Source organism: Pedobacter sp., from assembly GCF_041662865.1.
Classification (GTDB): domain Bacteria; phylum Bacteroidota; class Bacteroidia; order Sphingobacteriales; family Sphingobacteriaceae; genus Pedobacter.
The window spans coordinates 29,669-48,554 of record NZ_JBAZRL010000017.1 but is presented as its reverse complement, the minus strand read 5'-3'; the positions used below and the strand labels follow the sequence as shown (position 1 = coordinate 48,554).

Below are 18,886 nucleotides of genomic sequence, written 5' to 3'. Positions count from 1 at the left end.
TTATATTCGTGCCAGATAAGTTTAACTATGGAATTACTCACCAGTCCCGAAGCGTGGATTTCGCTTTTTACCCTGACCCTTTTAGAAATTGTTTTAGGCATCGATAATGTAATATTTGTAAGTATTATTTTAAATCGAGTGAATGTTGCATCTCAAAAGAGAGCTCGCCTTATTTGGATGATAACCGGCATTATTTCTCGTTGTTTAATGTTATTCGGCTTAAGTTGGTTATTACAACAAAAAGGCAATTACATTATTCCAGAAAGTTGGTTTGGCAAAGGCTTCGATTTAGCAAGTTTAGTAATGCTATTTGGAGGGTTGTTTTTACTGTATAAATCGGTTATGGAAATTCACCATAAACTAGAAGGTGAAGACCCAAGCACAAATCAAGAAAATAAAAAACCATTAGCTTTTGGAGCAGCTATCTTTCAAATTATGTTGATCGATGCTGTTTTCTCATTTGATAGTATCATCACCGCTGGTGGAACTGCAAAACACTTAGAAGTTATGATTATTGCAGTAGTGATTGCCATGATCATTATGTTTACATTTAGCCCAAAAATAGCTGGTTTTATACACAAACATCCGACTTTAAAAATGTTAGCCCTGTCATTTTTAGTGATGATTGGTTTAAGTTTAATTATTGAAGGTTGGGATGCTGCTGCGGCACATGAAATGCATCTTAAAAACTATATCTATTTCGGTATGGCATTCTCAGTTGGTGTAGAAGTTTTAAATATGATATTTAGAAAACGCCAACAAAAAAATCGAGTAGTAGAACTTAACGAGCCAACTATAAACGATAAAGAAAAATAAATATTTAATTAACATTGCCACAGATATACAGATTGTCATCCTGAGCGTAATCGAAGGAAATCTGGGCATCTGTGGCTTTTTCCTTTAACACTCTTAAATAAAATCTTCGTTTCTTTACGCCTCAATCCAAAAACATGATCACTTTCTCCGAAGCAACATTAGCAGAACTTTCTATACACAGAATTGGGAATAAACTCCAAGATGAATTTTATGTGCTTTCAGATCAATCTATGCATTTGGAAGACGAAATGTTAAAGCAATTGTTGTTGCAATATTTTTTATCTCCGTATGAAAAGGTAAACGAGATTTATCGTTTCATGCATCCAAATAACGATTTAAATTTAAATGAGGTTTATCATTTTGCAGCAGAAATTTTTGCAAATGGAGCAGTTTTTCATGATAATACTAAAAAGCTGGCCACGTATCTATTCGAGATTTCAAATCACCCAAAAATAAAATCGGGAGAATTATATGTTGCCTATTTTGAGAATGTACAAATAGAAGGCGATTTGCATGATGCCATTGGTGTTTTTAAATCAGAAACTAAAGAAAGTTATTTAACAGTTTACCCAGAACAAGGTGGCTTTGGCTTAAAATACGAGCAAGAAGCCATTAATATTAATAAACTGGATAAAGGTTGTTTGATATTTAATACTGATGCAGCAGAAGGCTATAAAGTTGCCGTAATAGATCAGACTAATCGCAGTGCGGAAGCTGTTTATTGGAAAGACGAATTCTTAAAACTTAAAGTTCGAAACGACAATTATAGTCAGACACAGAATGTTTTGGGTGTGTATAAAAGTTTTGTAACCGAAAAACTAGATGAAAATTTTGAAATTTCTAGAACAGATAAAATCGATTTGTTGAATAAATCAATGAAATATTTTAAGGAAAAAGAAACCTTTGATATAGATGAATTTGCAAATGAAGTTATCGCTAATAAAGAAGGCATCGAATCTTTTAAAACCTACAAGAAAAGTTACGAAGAGGAATTTGATAGTCCTATTGCAGATAACTTTGATATTTCTGATGCCGCGGTTAAGAAACAAGCTAAAACGTATAAAAACATTTTAAAATTAGATAAGAACTTCCATATCTACATTCATGGCAATAAAGATTTAATAGAAAAAGGCTTTGATGATGATCGTTCGATGAATTATTACAAAGTTTATTTTAGAGATGAACAGTAGATTTACTTTAGTATTTTAGCTTAATGGCAATCCCCCATAAAATACTTACCCGTAAAGATGAAATAACTGCTAAGTTTTTTGAGCTGTTAGAAAAACATATGGGAGAAATTATGGCGGGAAAGGTTGATAAGATGTATCACATTAAGGATTTTGCGGCTCTTTTATTTATACATCCAACACATTTCAGCAATACGATTAAATTAACTACTGGTCATTCGCCATGTCATTTTGCAGAAGAACGAACAATGGATGAAGCTCGCAAAATGCTGAGTGAAACACCAATGTCAATAGCAGAAATTAGCTACAAGCTTACTTTTAATGAACCCACAAACTTTACTAAGTTTTTTAAGTCGTTCGAAGGCATAACGCCTAAACAATACCGAAAACAAATTATAGATTCGGAAACTAGCACCATTTTTTAAGCACTATTTAAGTAGATATTTGTATATAATTTAAACACAAAGAATATGCAAACACAAAAAATAGCTCTGGTAACTGGCGGTAGCCGAGGACTAGGAAAAAATATGGCTTTGGCACTGGCCAAAAAAGGTATCGATGTTATTTTAACGTACAATAGTAAACAGGCAGAGGCTTATGATGTCGTTGCTTCGATAGCGGCTTTAGGACAAAAAGCAATTGCACTTCAATTCGATGCTGGAAATGTAAAATCATTTGATGATTTCATCGCCCAAGTAAAAACGGTTTTGTCTGAAAAATGGGGAAGAGATAATTTCGATTTTCTAATTAATAATGCAGGAATAGGAATTCATAAAAACTTTGCAGAAACTACTGAAGAAGATTTTGATTTGCTAAATAACATTCAATTCAAAGGAGTTTACTTTTTAACTCAAAAATCTTTACCAATCATCGCAGATGGTGGAAGGATAATAAATTTAGCAACGGGTTTAACTCGCTTTGCCTTACCAGGATATAGTGCTTATGCTGCTATGAAAGGTGCGATTGAGATATTCACCAAATATTTAGCAAAAGAATTAGGGTCAAGAGGCATTGCCGCAAACGTTGTGGCACCAGGAGCAATTGAAACAGATTTTGGCGGTGGCGTTGTTCGCGACAACGAACAATTAAATGCTGTAATTGCTTCAAACACTGCGCTTGGAAGAGTTGGCTTGCCAGATGATATTGGTGGTGTAGTTGCTTTCTTATGTTCTGAAGAGGGACGTTGGGTAAATGCACAAAGACTAGAGGTGTCTGGCGGACAATTTATATAAAATTCAATGAATAAAGATTAATCGGCCTGCCTTTAATCTTTATTCATTACTCCTTTTAACAAGTACTTGTAATTTAATTTTTAAAGACTTAGTTTTAAGGTGTATGAGCTCAACAGTTAAACCAAATAGCATCTTTAAAGTAATCGGCGCATCATCCTTAGGGACGCTAATTGAATGGTACGATTTTTACATTTTTGGCAGTTTAGCCAGTATTATTGGCGCCCAACTTTTTCCTGCAGATGCAGGAGCTTCAGCCTTAATTAATACACTTGCAATTTTTGCAGCAGGTTTTATTGTTCGTCCATTTGGCGCATTAGTTTTTGGCCGTTTGGGCGATTTAATTGGTAGAAAATATACATTTTTATTAACGCTCGTATTAATGGGCGGGTCTACTTTTTTAATCGGACTTATCCCATCTTACTCAAGTATCGGCTATGCTGCACCAATTTTAGTTTTAATTTTACGGTTAGTGCAAGGTTTAGCATTAGGCGGCGAGTATGGTGGTGCTGCAACTTACGTGGCAGAACATGCGCCTAAAGGTAAACGTGGATTTTTTACCAGTTGGATTCAAACTACCGCAACTTTAGGTTTATTCCTTTCTTTAGGAATTATAGTGCTTTCTAAAAACTTAATTGGTGCCGAAGCATTTGCAGATTGGGGCTGGAGAATCCCATTTTTACTCTCAATTTTATTGGTTGGTGTTTCAATTTACATCCGTTTGAAGATGCACGAATCGCCAATGTTTACTAAACTTAAAACAGAAGGAAATATCTCTAAAAATCCGTTAAAAGAAAGTTTTAATAAAAAGGGAAACTTTAAAATGGTATTGTTAGCCTTATTTGGGGCAACAATGGGACAAGGTGTTATTTGGTATACAGGTCAGTTTTACGCACAATCCTTTATAGAAAATACCTGTAAAATAGATTTTAACGATTCACGATATATTTTACTCTGGGGTATTGCTTTTGCAACGCCGTTTTTTGTTGTATTTGGTACTTGGAGCGATAAAGTTGGTCGCAAATGGATTATGTTGACAGGAATGTTGTTGGGTATTATTTTTTATCGACCGATTTATCAGATCTTTTTAGATAAGAGCGATGTTACTACTTGGAATACTTCTCCGATGGTAAAAGAAGATGCACCAATAATTACAAGAGTGGCGTTACATGATAAAGGAGATAGTTTAATTACGACGAGTTCAAAAATGAATTTGGCAAATGGCGCATCATTTAATGCTGTTTCAATAGATACGGTATATGCAGATTCAAGCAAAATGATTGGTCATGCAGCCCTAGTTAAAGACAAAGTATTACCAACATCAACTTTTTGGCTTTTTGTTGGTCTAGTATTCTTCCAAATTTTATTGGTTACAATGGTTTACGGCCCAATTGCTGCATTTTTGGTAGAATTGTTTCCTACAAAAATTAGATATACCTCGATGTCCTTGCCTTACCATGTTGGGAATGGAGTTTTTGGAGGATTAGTACCATTTATAGCCACATTAATTGCCAGTTTTGCAGGTTCAACACCACTTTCTGGTTTATGGTATCCTATCGGGATTGCTGCATTAAGTTTTATAATTGGAGCAGTTTATTTATCAAACAAAAGAGACGAAAACGTTAACGATTAAGTATATGAAATCAATTAAGAAAATATTAGGCGTTTTTTGGATTATTTTAGGTCCAGCAGCAATGATTTTTATGGCTTGCCAAGCTTGGGATAAAGTAAGCAAAGCTGAAGCAGGAATAGCACAAACGAACACCGCACTGCAATGGGGAATTATCTTGTTAATCTTTATTCCAATAGCAATTGGCTTGGTTATTTTTGGTAAATATGCCTTAGCAGGAGAATATGATAAATTGCCAGAAAGTTCAGAAGAATTATAAGTACTTCCTTTTATAAGACCCTAACCAATAATCCTTTTAAATATTCTCCCTCTGGGAAAGATAAACGCACAGGATGATCTTCAGGTTGTGAGAATTGTTTAATCACTTGTACTTCTTTGCCTGCATCTAATGCGGCCCAAGCAATAATTTGTTTAAAAGTCTCAATATCTACGGCGCCAGAACAAGAAAAAGTAGCCAATAAGCCACCACTTTCTAATAACAATAAACCCAAACGATTAAGATCCTTGTAAGCACGAGCAGCTCTATCTAACGCAGAACGAGATGGGGCATATTTAGGTGGGTCTAAAATTACTATATCAAATTTCTTCCCTTCTTCTTTAAAAGCTCGCAGCTGTTTATTTACATCCGCCTGTATAGCCGTATGATTTTTCGAATTAAATTTATTTAATTCAATATTCTGTTTCAACGTTTCAATCGCTAAGGCAGAACTATCTACACTCGTTACTTTTTTTGCGCCATGTTTAAACGCATTTAAGCTAAAACCACCACTGTAACTAAAACAATCTAGCACATTTTTTCCATCGGCATATTCGGCTAATAATAAACGATTATCACGTTGGTCGCAATAAAAACCAGATTTTTGTCCTTCGGCGATATTAATATGGTAGGTAATTCCGTTTTCCTTAACCGCGATAAAAGCTGCGGGGGCTTCACCCCAAAGCAAACCATTTTCTGCTGTAATTCCTTCATGAGTACGAGCGGTTGCATCACTACGATCGAAAATCCCTTTGGGTTGTAAAGCTTTTACTAAAACATCAATAATCATCGGCTTTGCCTTTTCTATACCTGTGCTTAAAATTTGTACAGAAAGAAAATCTGCATATTTATCGACAATTAAACCGGGCAAAAAATCAGCTTCGCTAAAAATTAAACGATATGCATTTGTGTCTTTATTTTTTAAGAGATGTGCTCTCGATTCTATCGCCGTATTAATTTTTTGTCCGTACCAAACTTCATCTATAACTTGATTTTCATCCCATTCTAACAAACGAACCGCAACCCGAGATTGATCGTTGTAATAACCATATGCTAAAAAATCATTATTCGCACTGCAAACTTTAACAACATCTCCATTTTCTGGAGTTCCTTTGATTTTTTCTAATGCCCCAGAAAACACCCACGGATGGCGTTGTAAAACTGCTTTTTCTTTCCCTTTTTTTAGCTTGATTTCTACCATGGTGCAAAGTTAAGAAAAGTTGTGAGTTACGAGTTGTGAGTTATAGGACTTAACTTAATTGTAAAAGTTGGACTAAATAAGTGCTTTGTTCACTTCGTGCCTTTACGGTTTAATAGTATTTTTACCAAATGGAAGAAATAACCTGGAGCGATTTTGAGAAAGTAGAACTACGGGCGGGAACTGTACTTGAAGTCTCTGACTACCCAGAAGCGCGAAAACCTGCATATAAAGTAAAAGTAGATTTTGGCGAATTTGGAATTAGAATGAGTAGTGCGCAAATAACCAAACATTATACAAAAGACGAGCTAGTAGGTAAACAAATTATCGGAGTAATCAACTTCCCTAAAAAGCAGATTGGTAAATTTATGAGCGAGTTTTTAGTAACTGGTTTCGCAGATGCCAATGGCGATATTGTATTAACTTCGCTTGATAAAAAAGTGCCGAACGGAAGTAAACTAATTTAACATGAGTTTCTATAATTTCGAAGAAAACCAAAATCCAGAATTAGCCGATGAGCATTTTATGCGTTTAGCTTTAAACGAAGCAAAAAAGGCCTTTGATAAGGATGAAATCCCGATAGGAGCACTAGTAGTTTGCCAAGGTAAAATTATTGGACGCGGACATAATTTAACGGAACAATTAAATGATGTTACTGCACATGCAGAAATGCAAGCTTTTACTGCTGCCGCACAAACATTGGGGGGTAAGTATTTAAAGGATTGCACCTTATATGTAACAATTGAACCTTGTGTAATGTGCGCAGGAGCCAGCTATTGGACACAAATTAGTAGAATTGTTTTTGGGGCATACGAAGATAAACGAGGTTTTACCAAGATTAACCAAAACCTTTTACACCCCAAAACGTTATTAAAAGGTGGTGTTTTGGCCCAAGAATGTGGCACTTTAATGAGCATATTTTTTCAACAAAAACGCAAAGAAAGTTGACAAACAATTGAATAAAACTTAACCTTTGTGAGTTATATTTGTACATTAACATTTTTAAACTTAAATAATATATATTATGGCTTTTGAATTACCTGCGTTAGCATACGCAACAGACGCATTAGAACCGCATATTGATAAATTAACTATGGAAATTCACCATGGTAAACATCACCAAGCTTACGTTACTAACCTAAATAAAGCTTTAGAAGGTAAGCCTGAAGCTAATTCAAGCATTGAAGATATCATTAAAAATATTTCAAAATTTCCTATGGCTGTCCGTAATAATGGCGGTGGTCATTATAATCACTCTCTATTCTGGACAGTTTTAGGTCCAAATAAAGGTGGTGAGCCAACTGGCGATTTAGCTAAAGCGATTAATGATGCATTTGGTTCTTTCGCTGATTTTAAAACTAAAATTCAGGATGCTGGCGCAACTCGTTTTGGTTCTGGTTGGGCTTGGCTTTCAGTAGGTGCAGATAAAAAATTAGTTATTTCTTCAACTCCTAACCAAGATAATCCATTAATGGATATTGCTGAAGTAAAAGGTACGCCAATTTTTGGTATTGATGTTTGGGAGCACGCTTATTATTTGAAATATCAAAATATGCGCCCAACTTATTTGGCTGCAATTTGGAACGTGGTAAACTGGGATGCAGTAGCTGAACGTTATAAAAAAGCAGTATAGATGTACCTATAAAAGAATTTTTAAGGCTTGTTGATGTCAAAATCAGCAAGCCTTATTTTTTTTAGCTATTATTTCTTAAATTTGAACTATGAAAAAATTGATTGTAATGATGATGTTGGTGATTGGCACATTTTTTTCTAGCCGAGCTCAGAAAACACCAACAGCCGAAGAATTGGCGAAAAAAAATGTGGATGAATTGGAAAAGCGCTTAACATTAAGTCCAACGCAAAAAAGCATAGCTTATAATTACGTTTTTAATATGTATAAAGAACAATTGTTACTGTTTAAAAAGCAACAAGCTGGTACATATAAGGATGAAGACGAAACCAAAATATACAAACTACAAAACGAAACCAACGCAAACATTAAAGCAGTTTTAAAACCCGAGCAAATAATCGAGTTTAATAAATTGATAGAAGAACGTTTAAGCGGAGTAGATCCAACTAAGAAAAAGAAGAAGAAAAAGGGTGAAGAAGAGGAAAAAGTAGTGGGAATTGAAGGCCTTAAATCAGGTAATAATTAAATTCCAATTACGTCTTTCTTTTTGTGATTTTTCATGGTTTTAGGGATAATTGCTAATATCTCTTCACGTAAAGCATTTAACATCCTTTTTTTAATGAAGTTTTTGTGTGTAACCAAGCTAATTTCACGCACAGGCTCTGGTGATTTAAAATAACGCACCTTGTTAAGTTGTTTGGCGCTTAAATCGCCTAATGCTAATTCTGGTAATAACGTTGCGCCATCATTTACATCAACCATTCTAATTAGCGTTTCAACACTTCCAGTATTATAGGTTAATGATTGTAAACGATTGTTTTTTGTAGAACGACAAATGTTCAATACTTGGGAACGCATGCAATGCCCTTCATTTAAAAGCCATATATTTTCATCTTCCAAATCATCGGCGTCGATAGTTTTCTTTTTATAGAGCTTACTATTTTTGCTAATGTAACTAACAAAATTTTCATAATATAAAGGCATTTCGCTAATGTGCGCATCAACCAAAGGCGTTGCTAAAATGCCGCAATCAATCACGCCAGTTTTTAAATGATGAATAATATCTTCAGTGGTGTATTCCCAAATTAATAATTTTAAATCTGGGTATTTCTCTAACATCGATGCAATTACTTCTGGTAATAAGTAAGGCGCAATAGTTGGAATAATGCCAATTTTTAATTCGCCAATAACATCTTGTTGTTGACTACTTATAATTTCTTTTATTTTTTTGTTTTCTTGTAAAACGATACGTGCTTGAGCAATAATTTGCGCACCAATTTCCGTAGGAATAACAGGCTGTTTGCTTCTATCGAATATTTTAACATTTAAAAATTCTTCCAGTTTTTGCACTTGCATGCTTAATGTAGGTTGCGTTACAAAGCATTTATCAGCAGCGCTGACAAAACTGCGGTAGGTATCTACAGCTACAATATATTCTAGTTGAACTAAAGTCATATAGTTAAAATTGATTATTAATTATAAATATATAAATTTTGACGATAATATAGAAAAATTAATTACTAAATTAATTACTAAATTAATTACTAAATTAATTACTAAATTAATTACTAAATTAATTTACTGTAACTAGATGCGAACGTATACTCACACTATTACAATGAAGTAATAAAGCAATTGAACCGATTACTATTGCTAATTAAATCTTACTTTTGTGTTTTAAGAATTTTAAACGTGGGTAAAGATAAATTAAGGAAATTTGCAGAGATTGATACCTTTCCAAATGTATATCAATTGCATTTAGGTAAGGTAATGCAAGGAAAATGGGCTTCAGATCATTTTAAGAATGATAACCCGGTTGTTTTGGAGTTGGCTTGTGGAAAGGGAGAATATGCAGTAAACTTAGCAAAACTTTTTCCTGAAAAGAATTTTGTTGGGGTAGATTTAAAGGGGAATAGAATTTGGCGTGGAGCTAGAACTGGTGTAGATGAAGGCATTCAAAATTTGGCTTTTTTACGTATTCAAATTGAAGATATCTTGGAATATTTTGCACCAGGAGAAATAGATGAAATCTGGATTACGTTCGCAGATCCACAACCGCAAGAAAGCAGAGAGAAAAAGCGCTTAACTTTTCCAGGGTTTTTAGATAAGTACAAAATTTTATTAAGACCAGGCGGCAAAATAAATTTAAAAACAGATAACGATGGTTTGTATGCCTATACCTGCGAAAAAGTAGCGGAATTAAATCTCATTACACATAAAAATACTGCTCATTTATATCAATCAGAGTTTGCAGACGAAGTTTTATCTATAAAAACGCATTACGAAAGGATTTATTTAAAGCACGATAAAAACATTAATTATATTCAATTTTCGTTCAGCTAATGGAAGCATCATTTTATGAACAAGTGTTTGAGATTGCTCGTTTAGTTCCTAAAGGAAGAGTTACTTCTTATGGTGCAATTGCCAAAGCTTTAGGTGCTGGCGGTTCGGCTCGCATGGTTGGTTATGCGATGAGTAATGCAGGGATTGCCCAACCAAAAGTTCCCGCACACCGAGTAGTTAATAGCAGCGGATTGCTGACTGGAAAATTTCATTTTTCGCCACCAGAATTAATGCAACAATTGTTAGAACAAGAAGGTGTAAAAGTTGAAAATGATAAAATAAAGGATTTCAAAAAAGTATTTTGGAATCCTCTAGATGAAATAATTTAACTAGTTTTTGCTTTGTAGTCGGTTAAAATAAATACAATAAATATAGCTACAGCTAAACCAGCATAATAAAAATGATCTGTCATATTTTTGCTGAAAACAGTAAGAGCGAGAACAGCTAAGGTGAAGCTTACTACAAGTTCAATAAATCCATGGATAGGGAAAGAGACCAGTTTTACGACTCCACCTCTAAAAATGGTAATTAGTGTTAGCAAAAAATGAATGCCACCAAGTACCATCGAAAAAGTTGCTGCAGTAGTTGATAAACCGACTATATTTGGTGCGATAATTAAAAACAATGCAACAACATAATCTAAAATGACGTGAATTTTAGGAGTGATGATCTTCATGAGTGATTTGAGGTTAGGTTTTTGAAATTACAAAAAATAGTATTCAATATGGGAAAATTAATAGAAGAATTTAACAGCTATCGTACAAAAATGAACGATAGAATTATGGAGACGTCCAATACAAACATTAAACGATTTTTTGCTTTAGATACCACAAGTTATGCCGAGGGCGCTTTAAATGTAAAAACTAAAGAGATGTTAGGTTTAGTAGCTTCAATGGTTTTGCGTTGCGATGATTGCATTAAATATCATTTGGAAAAATGCTATAATGAAGGGATTAACAGTGAAGAAATGAATGAAGTATTTATGATTGCAAATTTGGTGGGTGGCTCAATCGTTATTCCTCATTATAGAAGAGCAGTAGAGTATTGGGATGAACTAAATTCAAACCCTTAATAAAAAATTATGACACAGAATTCTCTTAAACGTTGTCGTTGGTGTGGTACAGACGAACTTTACATTAGATATCATGATAATGAATGGGGAAAACCTGTTTTTGATGATAAAATATTATTTGAATTTTTGATTTTAGAAGGTGCGCAAGCTGGGCTAAGTTGGATTACCATTTTACGACGCAGAGAAGGTTATAGAAAAGCATTTGCCAATTTTGATGTGCAGAAAGTTGCGGCTTTTACAGAAATTGATGCAGAGCGATTAATGCAGGATGAAGGAATTATTCGTAACCGATTAAAAATTAATTCGAGTATAAAAAATGCACAGTTGTTTATTGAAATTCAGCAAGAATTTGGCTCTTTTGCCGATTATATTTGGACATACTTACCTAATAAAAAACCAATTATTAATGATTTTAAAAACGGAGGCATTCCGGTAAGCACTGAAATTTCTGATGCTATTGCAAAAGACATGAAAAAAAGAGGTTTCAAATTTTTCGGGACAACTATCTGTTATGCTTTTATGCAGGCTACAGGAATGGTAAACGACCACGAAATTGGATGCGTCGCTAGATAAAGGCTAAGGGACAAAGAATAAAGATTGGATGCAAAAATCATGAATTCTAACTATGTACTAGTCTTTAATCCTTGTTCTTTGCTCTTTAATCAAATTTATTTCTTCCCCGAATTGTAAGCTTTAATGTAGGCTGTCAAATTTTTTGCATCAAAACTTTCAGTTGCTTTTATACTTTCAGCTAAATCTTCATCATTGGTAAGTTTTTGTAACAATATGGTTTTTACCGCATTATTATTATCCAAATTAACTTCCTGCATTGGTCCAGTTCCTGGTTTTTCTAAAAAATAACTAATTTTTCCTTTTGGACCAGCACTTCCTTGATCGTCATTCCTTCGGCCACCGCCACCAATAGTTATACCGCCACCAATTCCACCACCAAAACCTCCACTACCAATTCCAACTCCAAATGTTGGTCTAACTTTTACTTTAGGCTGTGGTGCTTGTGCAACCACTCCTTTATCGCCGTATGAATATAAATTTACTGTACCAGTTTCAATCACTTTAAAAAAGCGAAACTCCATTTTCTTCTTCATAACGATTGGCTTGCTCGCGTAAGTTTCGCCATTCCACACAAAAGATTGAATGTCCTTTGCTTGGTATTCGACAATCGTTTGATCGTCTTGCATAATAGCAACGGAGCTAAAATTTGTTCCTTTTATTACACCACGAACAAAATTTCCTTCGCTAATTAAAACAGCATCCTGTGCAAATAATCTAGCGCTAAACAGGAGAAATAAGAACAAAAATTTAAATGCTTTCATACGCACAAATAACGTTAATTTTCAAGTCTTGTTGCATCATCCTTGTAAAGAATAACAAGCAGAGAATAAAGATAATAAAGAAAAATAAAATCTAAATACCATTATCAAATTTGGTGGCTATTATTAACTTTACACTATCATGGATAATAAAAAACTTTTCCTTTTAGATGGGATGGCGCTAATTTACAGAGCGCATTTTGCATTGAGTAAAAATCCTCGTTTTACGTCAAGCGGTGTAAATACATCGGCTGTTATGGGCTTTGCAAATACACTAATGGAGGTATTGAAGAAAGAAAAGCCTTCTCATATTGCTGTAGTTTTTGATACAGAAGCACCAACCGAAAGACATACGGATTTTGTGGCGTATAAAGCACATCGCGAAGCAATGCCTGAAGATTTATCGAAAGCATTACCCTATATTTTTAAACTGATTGAAGGATTTAATATTCCTGTAATTACTAAGGATGGTTTTGAGGCCGATGATATTATTGGAACCATGGCAAAACAAGCCGAAAAACAAGGCTTTCAGGTGTACTGTATGACACCAGATAAAGATTTTGCACAACTCGTTTCTGAAAATATTTTCATTTATAAACCTGCTCGGATGGGTAATGAAATGGAAATTTTAGGTGTAAAAGAGATTTTGACTAAATGGGAAATTGAAAATGTACTTCAAGTTATAGATATTTTAGGTCTTTGGGGCGATGCAGTAGACAACATTCCAGGCATTCCAGGTATTGGGGAAAAAACTGCGAAATTGTTAATTAAGCAATACGGTAGCATGGAAAATATTATTGCAAATAGCCATGAACTAAAAGGAAAACAAAGGGAAAATGTAGAGAATTTTGCGGAACAAGGGTTGGTTTCTAAAAAACTAGCTACTATAATTTTAAATGTACCAGTAGAATTTGATGAAGAGAAACTATTGGTCGAGGAACCAAGTAGAGAACTACTAGAACCTTTATTTGCCGAATTGGAATTTAGAACAATTGGCAGACGAGTTTTTGGTGAAGAGTTCAGTATAAACGATGCAAAAAACATAAGCCAACAAAAAGATTTATTTGGTAATGATGTTGCTGAAACAAAGCGCAAAGATTTTGTAGAACAGCCATCATTATTTGATACACCAATTGATGCTAAAAACATCGATAATACTCCACATCAATATTTTTTAATCGATAATCCTGAGAATCGAAAAGAATTAATTGACATTTTATTGAAACAACCTAGTATATCTTTTGATACTGAAACTACAGGAACTGATGCTAATTTGGCAGATTTGGTGGGCTTATCATTTTCCATAAAAGCTGGCGAAGGTTATTATATTCCATTGCCAGAAGATAGGGCAATAACACAAAGCATACTCGATGAGTTTAGAGTAGTGTTAGAAAATGAAAACATTGGCAAGATTGGACAAAATATCAAATACGATATGTTGGTGCTAAAATGGTACGATGTTCACGTAAAAGGGAAATTATTCGATACGATGTTGGCTCATTATTTAATTGATCCAGATACGCGTCATAACATGGATGTTTTGTCTGAAAATTATTTGGGCTATACACCGATTTCCATCACTACTTTAATTGGCGCTAAAGGTAAGACACAAGGAAATATGCGTGATGTTCCTATAGAAAACGTGGTAGATTACGCAGCAGAAGATGCAGATGTAACTTTGCAATTGTCAACTATTTTCGAACCAATGCTAAAGGATAGAAATGCAACAAAATTGGCAGAAGAAATAGAAAACCCATTGGTATATGTGTTGGCAGATATTGAAAAGGAAGGTGTTAAAATAGATATTGAAACATTAAATGCCTATTCAATTGAATTGCAAACAGAAATTTCAAAAGCAGAACAGAGCGTATATGAAAAAGCAGGACTGAAGTTTAATTTGGCATCTCCAAAACAGTTAGGTGAAGTATTATTTGACCATTTAAAACTAGATCCGAAAGCTAAAAAAACCAAGACAGGTCAGTATCAAACAGGAGAAGACGTGTTAACTTATTTGGCGAGTAAAAATGATATCGTTCAAAATATTTTAGATTTCCGTCAGCTTCAAAAACTAAAATCAACCTATGTTGATGCTTTGCCTTTAATGGTAAACCCTAAAACTGGCCGAGTGCATACGTCATATAATCAGGCAGTTGCTGCAACCGGGAGATTAAGTTCTAACAACCCGAACTTGCAAAATATTCCTATCCGCACAGAGCGAGGACGAGAAGTACGCAAAGCTTTTATTGCAAGAGATGAAGACCATATTTTGCTATCTGCCGATTATTCGCAAATTGAATTGCGCATTATTGCAGAGATTAGCAAGGAAGAAAACATGCTTGATGCATTTAGCAAAGGCATAGATATTCATACTGCAACCGCAGCTAAAGTTTATGGAATCACTATTGATGAAGTAGATTCAACCCAACGTAGAAATGCAAAAGCGGTAAACTTTGGAATCATTTATGGTCAATCAGCATTTGGGTTATCACAAAATCTAAACATTCCGCGTAAAGAAGCCGCAGAAATAATTGAACAATATTTTACGCAATATCCGGGCATTAAAAGATATATGAGCGATACCATGAATTTTGCTCGTGAAAACGGATTTGTAGAAACCATAATGGGCAGAAGAAGGTATTTAAGAGATATTAATTCGGCCAATCAAACCGTTAGGGGTTATGCAGAGCGAAATGCGATTAATGCACCCATACAAGGTTCGGCAGCAGATTTAATTAAAATTGCAATGATTAATATTCATAAGGACATGCAGGACCAAAAATTGGGCTCTAAAATGACCATGCAGGTGCATGATGAGCTAGTTTTTGATGTGTTGAAAACGGAAGTTGAGAAAATGAAAGCCATCATTACACATCGAATGAAAACCGCAATTAAAACACAAGTACCCATAGAAATTGAAATAGGTGAAGGCCATAATTGGTTGGCTGCACATTAAATTTTAGTGATATGAAAAAGATAGTTTTTTTAACAATTGTATTATTTGGATTTGGCAATCTGGCTTTTGCACAGCAAGACACCACCACGGTTTATTCAGCTCCAGGTTATTCAAAAGACCCATTGCGGTCTAAATGGACGAAGACTATAGAACAAAAAGATAGTTTGTGGGTAGTGAGTTTTTATAATAGAAAAGATATCTTACAAGAGAAAATTAGTTTTGCTGATAAAAATTTAGAAGTAAGAAAAGGACCATATGCTTTTTATGAGAACAGTAATTTAAAAGAGGAAGGTAATTATGAAAGAGGATATAAGAATGGCGTATGGAAAAAATATTATCCTAATCAGCAATTAGCTGAGAATGCCTATTATACTTGGGGGAATTTACATGGCATTTTTAAATCCTACTGGGATAATAGCCAGCTTAAAAAAGAAGGAAAATATTTTCGTGGTAAAAAGATAGGTATTTGGCGATCATTTTATTCGGATGGAAAACCAGCGCTTAAGGAAAGATATACTGAACAAGGTGAATTAATTGATAACCAATATTTTGACAAGGACGGGAAAAGTGTGAATAGTATTAATTTTTCACTTCACGATTAGTTGCATTAACTTCATATAATCTTCATTTGGAAAACGGAATTTAGATTAATAAAAAACGAAAAACATGAAAAAATTATTAAGTCTTATTGCAATTGGAGTATTGGGTATCAGTACTACTTTTGCACAAACATCAGCTCCTGCAGCTAAAGCAGCGACTAAAAAAACTGCAGAAAAAGCCCAAGTAAAAGTTACTGCTCCTGTTGCTAAGGTTGAAAGCAAAACAACAGTGGTAAAAGCCACTGCTCCAGTCGCGGCTAAAAAAGAAGTTAAAAAAGTAACTGTTGCTCCAAGTGCAGGTCTTAAGAAAGATGGTACACCAGACATGCGCCTGAAGGTTAACAAAGCAACTAAAGCTGCTGCTGGCCCTAAGAAAAAAGATGGCACAGCTGATATGCGTTACAAAGCAAACAAAGAAGCAGCAAAGAAAAACTAAGTCATAACTAGTTGTTAAAATAAAAAGCCTTCCAAATTTTTGGAAGGCTTTTTTTATAAATCTATTGTTTCGCCGATAGCGGGTAAGAATAATATTTTTTGAGCTCGTTTGAAACTTTCTACAGCAACTTTAGAATCAATTTCTATGACAGGGAAAGTATCGTAATGCACACCAATAATTTTACTACAATTGATATAATTAGCTGCAATAACAGCATCATCAACATCCATTGTGTAATTACCTCCGATTGGTAAAATACCGTAATCTAATTTGTAGAGATCGGCTAGTAATTTCATTTCTAGCGTTAAGCCAGTATCACCAGCAAAATAAATTTGTTTATGATCCAATTCTAACACAAAACCAGCTGGATTTCCGCCATAACTGCCATCTGGTAAACTAGCAGAATGTGTTGCCCAAACCATGCGCACTGTTCCGAAATCAAAGGTGTGTTTGCCAAAATTCATGGGATGCACATTTTCAATTCCTTGTTTCGTTACCCAATCAATTACTTCTGGGATTGCAATAACTTGAGCTTTTGTTTTTTTTGCAAGCATAATTAAATCACCCACGTGATCGCCATGCCCATGACTTACTAAAATGTAATCGGCTTCAATTTTTGTGATATCAATTTTACTAGCCAAAGGATTTGAACTAATAAAAGGATCAAATAAGAATTTTTTGCTATCCGTTTCTAACAAGAAACAAGATTGTCCGTAATATGTGTATTTCATGTTAATTACTTTTTATCCGCCAAACATACCACCAAGTCCACCTAACATATCTTTTGTTGCAGCTTGCATTTCAGTAGCGCTAACTTGGTCTGCTTGAGATAATGCTTTATTTATAGCCGTTAATAAAAGTTCTTCAACTTCTTCTCTGTCGGCTCCTTTGTAAAATTCTTCATCAATTTCTATCGAAGTGATGGCTTTATTTGCTGTCGCTGTTACTCGAATAGCACCTCCTTCAACTTCGCCAATTACTGAAATTGTATCTAATCTTTTTTTAATTTCATCTGCTTTTTGTTGAGCAGCCATTAATTTATCAAACATGATGTTTAGTTTTTAATATAAGTGGAAAATAAGATAAATTGTTTTAAAATTCTAGCTACGCTTTTTCCTCAGTTTAGCACGTTCATATTGCAATGGCCATTTTACATCTTCGCCTAATTCAAAAGCAGCATGTAAAGGAAAATATGGATTTCTTAAAAACTCTCTCGCTATAAAAATTAAATCGGCTTGTCCATTTTGCAAAATGGTTTCGGCTTGTTGTGCTTCAGTAATTAAACCAACAGCACCAGTTAAAACCCCAGTTTGTTTTTTAATGGCCTCTGCAAATTGAACTTGATAACCTGGTGATAACGGAATTTCTTGTGCTAAAGTTAATCCGCCAGAAGACGTATCAATTAAATCAACACCTTTGGTTTTTAGCAAGGCAGATAAACGAATTGACTCATCTGCTGTCCATCCGCCTTCAGCCCAATCTGTTGCTGAAATTCGCACGAATAATGGATTTTCTGCTGGCCAAACTTCTTGTACAACTTCAACAGTTTCAATTAATAAACGGATTCTATTCTCAAAACTACCGCCATAAATATCTGTTCTTTTATTGCTTAATGGCGATAAAAATTGATGTTGTAAATAACCATGAGCAGCATGAATTTCTATTATTTTAAAACCTGCTTTTATGGCTCTTTGTGTGGCAGCTTTGAAATCTGATTTTACTTTTTCAATTCCATCAATAGTTAATGCAATTGGAGTTTTATCTGTCGGATTAAATGGAATTGCACTAGCCGAAACTGTATCCCACCCGCCATTTTCTTTGTCTAATTGTAAAGGATTTTCCCAAGGAATGTCAAAGCTAGCTTTTCTACCAGCATGCGCTAATTGAATGCCAGCAATAGAACCATTAACGTGAATGAAATCCGTAATTTCTTTGAATTTTTCAATGTGTTCGTCCTTCCAAATTCCTAGATCGCCAACAGAAATTCTTCCTTCTGGAGAAACAGCAGTAGCTTCTGCTATAATCAGTGCTGCGCCTCCAACAGCTCTACTTCCTAAATGAACCAAATGCCAATTATTTGGAAAACCATCTGTTGCAGAATACTCACACATTGGAGAAACCACAATTCTGTTTTTTAGGGAAATATTTTTTATGTTAATCGGTGTAAAAAGTAATGACATGTTAGTATAATTTTGGACAAATTAAC

General features: G+C 34.5%; 24 protein-coding genes. 17 read left to right on the top strand and 7 right to left on the bottom strand.

Features of this window, described 5'->3' with window-relative positions:
• Positions 1–27: 27 nt before the first annotated feature.
• The 6 genes from WC622_RS08010 to WC622_RS07985 all read left to right on the top strand — a co-directional run bounded on the left by WC622_RS08010 (position 28) and on the right by WC622_RS07985 (position 5,121).
• The gene (locus tag WC622_RS08010) at positions 28–816 is read left to right on the top strand and encodes a TerC family protein (RefSeq protein ID WP_372818962.1); all 789 of its coding nucleotides are present in this window, start codon (positions 28–30) and stop codon (positions 814–816) included.
• A 134-nt stretch (positions 817–950) separates the two neighbouring features.
• The gene (locus WC622_RS08005; protein WP_372818960.1) at positions 951–2,006 is read left to right on the top strand and encodes a nucleoid-associated protein; all 1,056 of its coding nucleotides are present in this window, start codon (positions 951–953) and stop codon (positions 2,004–2,006) included.
• A 23-nt stretch (positions 2,007–2,029) separates the two neighbouring features.
• Positions 2,030–2,428: a helix-turn-helix domain-containing protein gene (locus tag WC622_RS08000; RefSeq protein ID WP_372818959.1), complete on the top strand. Its 399-nt coding sequence runs from the start codon at positions 2,030–2,032 to the stop codon at positions 2,426–2,428.
• Between the two features lie 45 nt (positions 2,429–2,473).
• A complete protein-coding gene (locus tag WC622_RS07995) occupies positions 2,474–3,235 on the top strand; it encodes an SDR family NAD(P)-dependent oxidoreductase (RefSeq protein WP_372818957.1) in 762 nt (253 codons plus the stop codon).
• A gap of 103 nt (positions 3,236–3,338) precedes the next feature.
• Positions 3,339–4,865, top strand: a complete 1,527-nt coding sequence (locus WC622_RS07990; RefSeq protein WP_372818955.1) for an MFS transporter — start codon at positions 3,339–3,341, stop codon at positions 4,863–4,865.
• Between the two features lie 4 nt (positions 4,866–4,869).
• Positions 4,870–5,121, top strand: a complete 252-nt coding sequence (locus WC622_RS07985) for a DUF6814 family protein (RefSeq protein ID WP_372818953.1) — start codon at positions 4,870–4,872, stop codon at positions 5,119–5,121.
• Positions 5,122–5,131: 10 nt separating this feature from the next.
• Here the strand turns inward: WC622_RS07985 and WC622_RS07980 are convergent, their stop codons facing one another.
• A complete protein-coding gene (locus WC622_RS07980) occupies positions 5,132–6,319 on the bottom strand; it encodes a class I SAM-dependent rRNA methyltransferase (protein ID WP_372818952.1) in 1,188 nt (395 codons plus the stop codon).
• Positions 6,320–6,447: 128 nt separating this feature from the next.
• Here WC622_RS07980 and WC622_RS07975 point away from each other — a divergent pair, with 128 nt between their 5' ends.
• The 4 genes from WC622_RS07975 to WC622_RS07960 all read left to right on the top strand — a co-directional run bounded on the left by WC622_RS07975 (position 6,448) and on the right by WC622_RS07960 (position 8,472).
• Positions 6,448–6,783: a tRNA-binding protein gene (locus tag WC622_RS07975; protein ID WP_372818950.1), complete on the top strand. Its 336-nt coding sequence runs from the start codon at positions 6,448–6,450 to the stop codon at positions 6,781–6,783.
• 1 nt (position 6,784) lies between these two features.
• Positions 6,785–7,264, top strand: a complete 480-nt coding sequence (locus tag WC622_RS07970) for a nucleoside deaminase (RefSeq protein WP_372818948.1) — start codon at positions 6,785–6,787, stop codon at positions 7,262–7,264.
• A gap of 76 nt (positions 7,265–7,340) precedes the next feature.
• Positions 7,341–7,949: a superoxide dismutase gene (locus tag WC622_RS07965; RefSeq protein ID WP_372818946.1), complete on the top strand. Its 609-nt coding sequence runs from the start codon at positions 7,341–7,343 to the stop codon at positions 7,947–7,949.
• Positions 7,950–8,037: 88 nt separating this feature from the next.
• A complete protein-coding gene (locus tag WC622_RS07960; RefSeq protein WP_372818944.1) occupies positions 8,038–8,472 on the top strand; it encodes a hypothetical protein in 435 nt (144 codons plus the stop codon).
• On the opposite strand, the gene WC622_RS07955 is transcribed toward WC622_RS07960, so the two are convergent.
• Positions 8,469–9,401 carry a hydrogen peroxide-inducible genes activator gene (locus tag WC622_RS07955; RefSeq protein WP_372818942.1) on the bottom strand — a complete coding sequence of 311 codons (933 nt, stop codon included), beginning with the start codon at positions 9,399–9,401 and terminating at the stop codon, positions 8,469–8,471. The two genes, WC622_RS07960 and WC622_RS07955, sit on opposite strands and share 4 nt — an antisense overlap.
• A gap of 237 nt (positions 9,402–9,638) precedes the next feature.
• Between WC622_RS07955 and trmB the strand changes: the two genes are divergently transcribed.
• Together trmB and WC622_RS07945 are read left to right on the top strand one after the other, a co-directional pair.
• Positions 9,639–10,289, top strand: a complete 651-nt coding sequence (gene trmB / locus WC622_RS07950) for a tRNA (guanosine(46)-N7)-methyltransferase TrmB (protein WP_372818940.1) — start codon at positions 9,639–9,641, stop codon at positions 10,287–10,289.
• A complete protein-coding gene (locus tag WC622_RS07945; protein WP_372818938.1) occupies positions 10,289–10,618 on the top strand; it encodes an MGMT family protein in 330 nt (109 codons plus the stop codon). Before trmB ends, WC622_RS07945 begins: the two co-directional genes overlap by 1 nt.
• Here the strand turns inward: WC622_RS07945 and WC622_RS07940 are convergent.
• Positions 10,615–10,965 (bottom strand): hypothetical protein, encoded by a 351-nt coding sequence (locus WC622_RS07940; RefSeq protein WP_372818936.1) that lies wholly within the window; start codon positions 10,963–10,965, stop codon positions 10,615–10,617. The two genes, WC622_RS07945 and WC622_RS07940, sit on opposite strands and share 4 nt — an antisense overlap.
• Before the next feature lie 48 nt (positions 10,966–11,013).
• Between WC622_RS07940 and WC622_RS07935 the strand changes: the two genes are divergently transcribed.
• Both WC622_RS07935 and WC622_RS07930 read left to right on the top strand, forming a co-directional pair.
• Positions 11,014–11,361, top strand: a complete 348-nt coding sequence (locus WC622_RS07935) for a carboxymuconolactone decarboxylase family protein (protein ID WP_372818935.1) — start codon at positions 11,014–11,016, stop codon at positions 11,359–11,361.
• A 9-nt stretch (positions 11,362–11,370) separates the two neighbouring features.
• The gene (locus tag WC622_RS07930; protein WP_372818933.1) at positions 11,371–11,934 is read left to right on the top strand and encodes a DNA-3-methyladenine glycosylase I; all 564 of its coding nucleotides are present in this window, start codon (positions 11,371–11,373) and stop codon (positions 11,932–11,934) included.
• Between the two features lie 95 nt (positions 11,935–12,029).
• Here WC622_RS07930 and WC622_RS07925 read toward each other — a convergent pair whose 3' ends face one another.
• Positions 12,030–12,695 carry a hypothetical protein gene (locus WC622_RS07925; protein ID WP_372818931.1) on the bottom strand — a complete coding sequence of 222 codons (666 nt, stop codon included), beginning with the start codon at positions 12,693–12,695 and terminating at the stop codon, positions 12,030–12,032.
• Between the two features lie 139 nt (positions 12,696–12,834).
• Here WC622_RS07925 and polA point away from each other — a divergent pair, with 139 nt between their 5' ends.
• The 3 genes from polA (at position 12,835) to WC622_RS07910 (ending at position 16,680) form a co-directional block, all read left to right on the top strand.
• Positions 12,835–15,645 (top strand): DNA polymerase I, encoded by a 2,811-nt coding sequence (gene polA, locus WC622_RS07920; RefSeq protein ID WP_372818929.1) that lies wholly within the window; start codon positions 12,835–12,837, stop codon positions 15,643–15,645.
• Positions 15,646–15,656: 11 nt separating this feature from the next.
• The gene (locus WC622_RS07915) at positions 15,657–16,247 is read left to right on the top strand and encodes a toxin-antitoxin system YwqK family antitoxin (protein ID WP_372818927.1); all 591 of its coding nucleotides are present in this window, start codon (positions 15,657–15,659) and stop codon (positions 16,245–16,247) included.
• A 64-nt stretch (positions 16,248–16,311) separates the two neighbouring features.
• A complete protein-coding gene (locus tag WC622_RS07910) occupies positions 16,312–16,680 on the top strand; it encodes a hypothetical protein (RefSeq protein ID WP_372818925.1) in 369 nt (122 codons plus the stop codon).
• A 53-nt stretch (positions 16,681–16,733) separates the two neighbouring features.
• On the opposite strand, the gene WC622_RS07905 is transcribed toward WC622_RS07910, so the two are convergent.
• Genes WC622_RS07905 through namA form a run of 3 tightly spaced genes read right to left on the bottom strand, consistent with a single transcriptional unit; the run spans position 16,734 to position 18,860 of the window.
• Positions 16,734–17,411 carry a metal-dependent hydrolase gene (locus WC622_RS07905; RefSeq protein ID WP_372818923.1) on the bottom strand — a complete coding sequence of 226 codons (678 nt, stop codon included), beginning with the start codon at positions 17,409–17,411 and terminating at the stop codon, positions 16,734–16,736.
• Between the two features lie 12 nt (positions 17,412–17,423).
• Entirely contained in the window at positions 17,424–17,729 is a 306-nt protein-coding gene (locus tag WC622_RS07900; RefSeq protein WP_372818921.1) for a YbaB/EbfC family nucleoid-associated protein, read from the bottom strand.
• A gap of 51 nt (positions 17,730–17,780) precedes the next feature.
• A complete protein-coding gene (gene namA / locus WC622_RS07895) occupies positions 17,781–18,860 on the bottom strand; it encodes an NADPH dehydrogenase NamA (protein WP_372818919.1) in 1,080 nt (359 codons plus the stop codon).
• Positions 18,861–18,886 lie beyond the last annotated feature (26 nt).